This is a genomic window from Leifsonia sp. (assembly GCF_051955155.1).
GTDB lineage: Bacteria > Actinomycetota > Actinomycetes > Actinomycetales > Microbacteriaceae > Leifsonia.
Genome location: NZ_JBQCGZ010000027.1, coordinates 1 through 3,806 on the forward strand (window position 1 = coordinate 1; position 3,806 = coordinate 3,806).

General features: G+C 69.8%; 5 protein-coding genes and 1 pseudogene. 5 read left to right on the plus strand and 1 reads right to left on the minus strand.

All coding sequences use genetic code 11. The features are described 5' to 3' along the window. Positions 1-162: pseudogene (locus ACTHMF_RS02590) on the plus strand (inorganic diphosphatase); the annotation flags it as partial. Between the two features lie 107 nt (positions 163-269). Here ACTHMF_RS02590 and ppa read toward each other — a convergent pair. Then, positions 270-761, minus strand: a complete 492-nt coding sequence (gene ppa, locus ACTHMF_RS02595; protein WP_440316181.1) for an inorganic diphosphatase — start codon at positions 759-761, stop codon at positions 270-272. Positions 762-817: 56 nt separating this feature from the next. Between ppa and tilS the strand changes: the two genes are divergently transcribed. The 4 genes from tilS to ACTHMF_RS02615 all read left to right on the plus strand — a co-directional run. Continuing rightward, positions 818-1,897, plus strand: coding sequence for a tRNA lysidine(34) synthetase TilS (tilS, locus tag ACTHMF_RS02600; protein ID WP_440316182.1), 1,080 nt, complete (start codon positions 818-820; stop codon positions 1,895-1,897). Positions 1,898-1,913: 16 nt separating this feature from the next. Then, positions 1,914-2,465, plus strand: coding sequence for a hypoxanthine phosphoribosyltransferase (gene hpt / locus ACTHMF_RS02605; protein WP_314146514.1), 552 nt, complete (start codon positions 1,914-1,916; stop codon positions 2,463-2,465). Positions 2,466-2,522: 57 nt separating this feature from the next. Then, on the plus strand, positions 2,523-2,882 hold the full coding sequence (locus ACTHMF_RS02610; RefSeq protein WP_314146513.1) for a nuclear transport factor 2 family protein: 360 nt from the start codon (positions 2,523-2,525) through the stop codon (positions 2,880-2,882). Between the two features lie 67 nt (positions 2,883-2,949). After that, on the plus strand, positions 2,950-3,806 hold an 857-nt coding region (locus ACTHMF_RS02615), incomplete at its 3' end, for an ATP-dependent metallopeptidase FtsH/Yme1/Tma family protein (RefSeq protein ID WP_440316183.1).

Genomic DNA, 3,806 nt, shown 5'->3' on the forward strand with positions numbered 1-3,806 from the left:
AACGACATCCCGGAGCAGACCCGCAAGGAGATCGAGCACTTCTTCGCCCGCTACAAGGACCTGGAGCCGGGCAAGTTCGTCAACATCGAGGGCTGGGGCGACGCCGCGGAGGCGGAGCAGATCGTCGAGGCCGGCTCCGAGACGCACAAGGCCGAGGGTCACTGCCCGTCCTCCGCACGACCCCAGCCGCCGAGCACCGGAAAAACGCTCCCGATCGAGTCGATCGGGAGCGTTTTTCCTGTGCTCGGCGGCTGGTGTGCGAGGGACGGTCAGTGCCCCTCGGCCTTGAGCTTCTCGAAGCCGGCCTCGACGATCCGCTCCGCCTCCGCGGCGTCGCCCCAGCCCTCGATGTTGACGAACTTGCCCGGCTCCAGGTCCTTGTAGCGGGCGAAGAAGTGCTCGATCTCCTTGCGGGTCTGCTCCGGGATGTCGTTCACGTCCTGGATGTGCTGCCAGCGCGGGTCCTTGTGCGGCACCGCGATGACCTTCGCGTCGCTGCCCGCCTCGTCCGACATGTTCAGGACGCCGACCGGGCGCACCTTGACGCCGACGCCCGGGAAGACCGGGTACTCGAGCAGCACGAGCGCGTCCACCGGGTCGCCGTCCAGGCCCAGGGTGTTCTCGAAGTAGCCGTAGTCGGTCGGGTAGACGAACGCCGTGAACAGCACGCGGTCGAGGTACACGCGGCCGGTCTCGTGGTCCACCTCGTACTTGTTGCGGCTCCCCTTCGGGATCTCGATGACGACGTCGTATGCGGCCATGCCGTTGCTCCTTAAGACTTGAGACTTCAGGGAAAATCCTGCACTAACGTTACTGGATGCACCTCGACGCGTCCCCGGAGCCGGAGGGCAGGCGGCCCCGGCTCACCCCGCCGATCGCCGACGCCAGGCGCGCCGTCCGCACCGCGCTCGCGGAGGCCGCGGCCCTGCCGGAGCCGGACCCGCAAGACGACCACGGGCCGGTGCGACCGCGCCCGCTCACCGCGAACGCGCTCGTGATGGTGGGGCTGAGCGGGGGAGCGGACTCGCTGGCGCTCGCCGCCGCGACCGCGTTCGAGGCGCCGCGCGCCGGCTACCGGGCGGGCGCCGTCGTGGTGAACCACGGCCTGCAGGAGGGCTCGGCCGCCGTCTCGGAGGAGGCCGCCGCGAAGGCGCACGCGCTCGGCCTCGACCCGGTGTTCCTCGAATACGTGACCGTCGAGCCGTCCGCGGGCGGACCGGAGGCGGCGGCGCGCGCCGCCCGTCACGCCGCCTTCGACGACGTGCTGCGCGCGACCGGCGCCGAGCGCATCCTGCTCGCCCACACGCTCGACGACCAGGCGGAGACGGTCCTGCTCGGCCTGGCCCGCGGCTCCGGGCCGTCCAGCCTGCAGGGGATGCGCGCGGACACCGGCCGCCTGCTGCGCCCGTTCCTGGGTCTGCGCCGCTCCACCACGCGCGCGTTCTGCGCCGACAGCGGGCTGGAGCCGTGGGACGACCCGCACAACGACGACCCCTCCTACACGCGCGTGCGCGTACGCAACAGCGTGCTCCCCGTGCTCGAACGGGAGCTCGGCCCCGGCGTCGCCGAGGCGCTGGCCCGGACCGCCGAGCAGCTGCGCGAGGACGACGACGCCCTCGACGGCCTGGCGCTGGAGTGGGCGCTGGAGCTGGTGAGCCAGACGGAGGACGGCGCCGTCGCGCTCGACGTCCGCGGGCTGGCCGCGGACCCGCCAGCGCTCCGGCAGCGGATCATCCGGCTGGTCGTCTCCGCGGAGTTCGGGGTGTCGCTGTCCCGCGCGAACACGCTCGCCGTCGCCGAGCTGATCACGGGCTGGCACGGCCAGGGACCGCTCAGCCTTCCAGGCGTTAGAGTGGTCAGGCAGAACGGGCTGCTCACGTTTCACCCCAACACCTAAGGACAGCGCCTCCCCCATGGAACTCACGGACGTTCACGACGACCTGACCGAGATTCTGATCACCGAGGAGCAGATCCGCTCCCGCATCGCCGAGCTCTCCCGTGAGATCGAACGCGACTACGCAGGCAAGGATGTCCTGCTGGTCGGCGTCCTGAAGGGCGCCGTCATGGTGATGGCGGACCTCTCCCGCGAGCTCGGCATCCCGGTCACGATGGACTGGATGGCCGTCAGCTCCTACGGCAGCGGCACCGAGTCGAGCGGCGTCGTCCGCATCCTCAAGGACCTCGACACCGACCTGAGCGGCAAGACCGTGCTGATCGTCGAGGACATCATCGACTCGGGTCTCACCCTCTCCTGGCTGCTCTCCAACCTCCGCAGCCGTGGCCCGGAGTCGATCGAGATCTTCACCCTGCTCCGCAAGCCGGACGCCGCCCGCGTCGAGATCGACGTCAGGTACGTCGGCTTCGAGATCCCGAACAGCTTCGTCGTCGGCTACGGCCTCGACTACGCCGAGCGCTACCGCAACCTGCGCGGCGTCGGCATCCTCGCGCCTGCCGTCTACAGCTGACCGGCGCCCGCGGCCGCACCCTTGCGCCGCCCTCGGCGACGGTGGTGGGATGAGCGCATGACGACGGAGTCGGACCGGGAGCTGTACGAGCGCTGGCTCGCCGCGTGGAGCGACAAGCACGCCTCGCTCGAACCGCTGATCGCGGTCGACGCGGTCGGGCACTGGCCGGAGGGCGACGTGGTCGGTCCGCGCGGGTTCGCGCAGGCGATCGCGCAGACCATCGACGCGTTCGACAGCGTGGAGTTCGATGTGCAGGCAGGCCCGCTGTCGGGCGACGGCGTCGTGGCCGCGCGGTGGCTCGTGCGCTGCAGGATGGGCGACGAGACCATGGTGTTCGCCGGCCACGACTTCCTGCGCGTCGAGGGCGGGATGATCGCCGAGTACTGGCCGTCCATCTTCCCCGTCGGCACCGCGTGAGCGGTAAGCGCGCCCAGAGCGAACACGCAGCCGGTGCACAAGGAGCAGGCGGTACTGTGGGGGCACCATGAACGTGAAGAAGATCTTCCGCGGCCCGATCCTGTACGTCGTGCTCGCGATCATCGCCGTGTGGATCGGCTCGAGCCTGATCACGATGTCGGGCTTCAAGGGCGTCAGCACCCAGAAGGGTCTGGAGCTCCTGCAGCAGGACAAGGTGTCCAGCGCGAAGATCGTCGACGGTGAGAACCGCGTCGACCTCACCCTCAAAGAGGCGGACGGCTCGCTCGGCAACCAGGTGCAGTTCTACTACGTGACCCCGCGCGGCGCCGACGTCGTGAAGGCGGTCGACGACGCCAACCTGCCCAAGGGCTACGACGACGAGGTCCCGCAGCCGAACTGGCTGGTCAACATCCTCGGCTTCCTCATCCCCGCGCTGCTGATCGGCGTGTTCTTCTGGATCATGATCTCGGGCATGCAGGGCGGCGGCAACAAGGTCATGCAGTTCGGCAAGTCCCGGGCGAAGATGGTCACCAAGGAGACCCCCAAGGTCACCTTCGACGACGTCGCCGGCTCGGACGAGGCCATCGAGGAGCTGCAGGAGATCAAGGACTTCCTCAAGGAGCCCGCCAAGTTCCAGGCCGTCGGCGCGCGGATCCCCAAGGGCGTGCTGCTGTACGGCCCTCCCGGAACCGGCAAGACGCTGCTCGCCCGCGCGGTCGCGGGTGAGGCGGGCGTCCCCTTCTACTCCATCTCGGGCTCCGACTTCGTGGAGATGTTCGTCGGCGTCGGCGCGAGCCGCGTCCGCGACCTGTTCCAGCAGGCCAAGGAGAACTCGCCCGCCATCATCTTCATCGACGAGATCGACGCGGTCGGCCGTCACCGCGGCGCCGGCCTCGGCGGCGGTCACGACGAGCGCGAGCAGAC

Bases quoted from the DNA above. Each gene is read 5' to 3' on its own strand.
- hpt (WP_314146514.1), top strand. From the start codon at position 1,914: ATGGAACTCACGGACGTTCACGACGACCTGACCGAGATTCTGATCACC.
- ACTHMF_RS02610 (WP_314146513.1), top strand. From the start codon at position 2,523: ATGACGACGGAGTCGGACCGGGAGCTGTACGAGCGCTGGCTCGCCGCG.
- tilS (WP_440316182.1), top strand. From the start codon at position 818: ATGCACCTCGACGCGTCCCCGGAGCCGGAGGGCAGGCGGCCCCGGCTC.
- ppa (WP_440316181.1), bottom strand. From the start codon at position 761: ATGGCCGCATACGACGTCGTCATCGAGATCCCGAAGGGGAGCCGCAAC.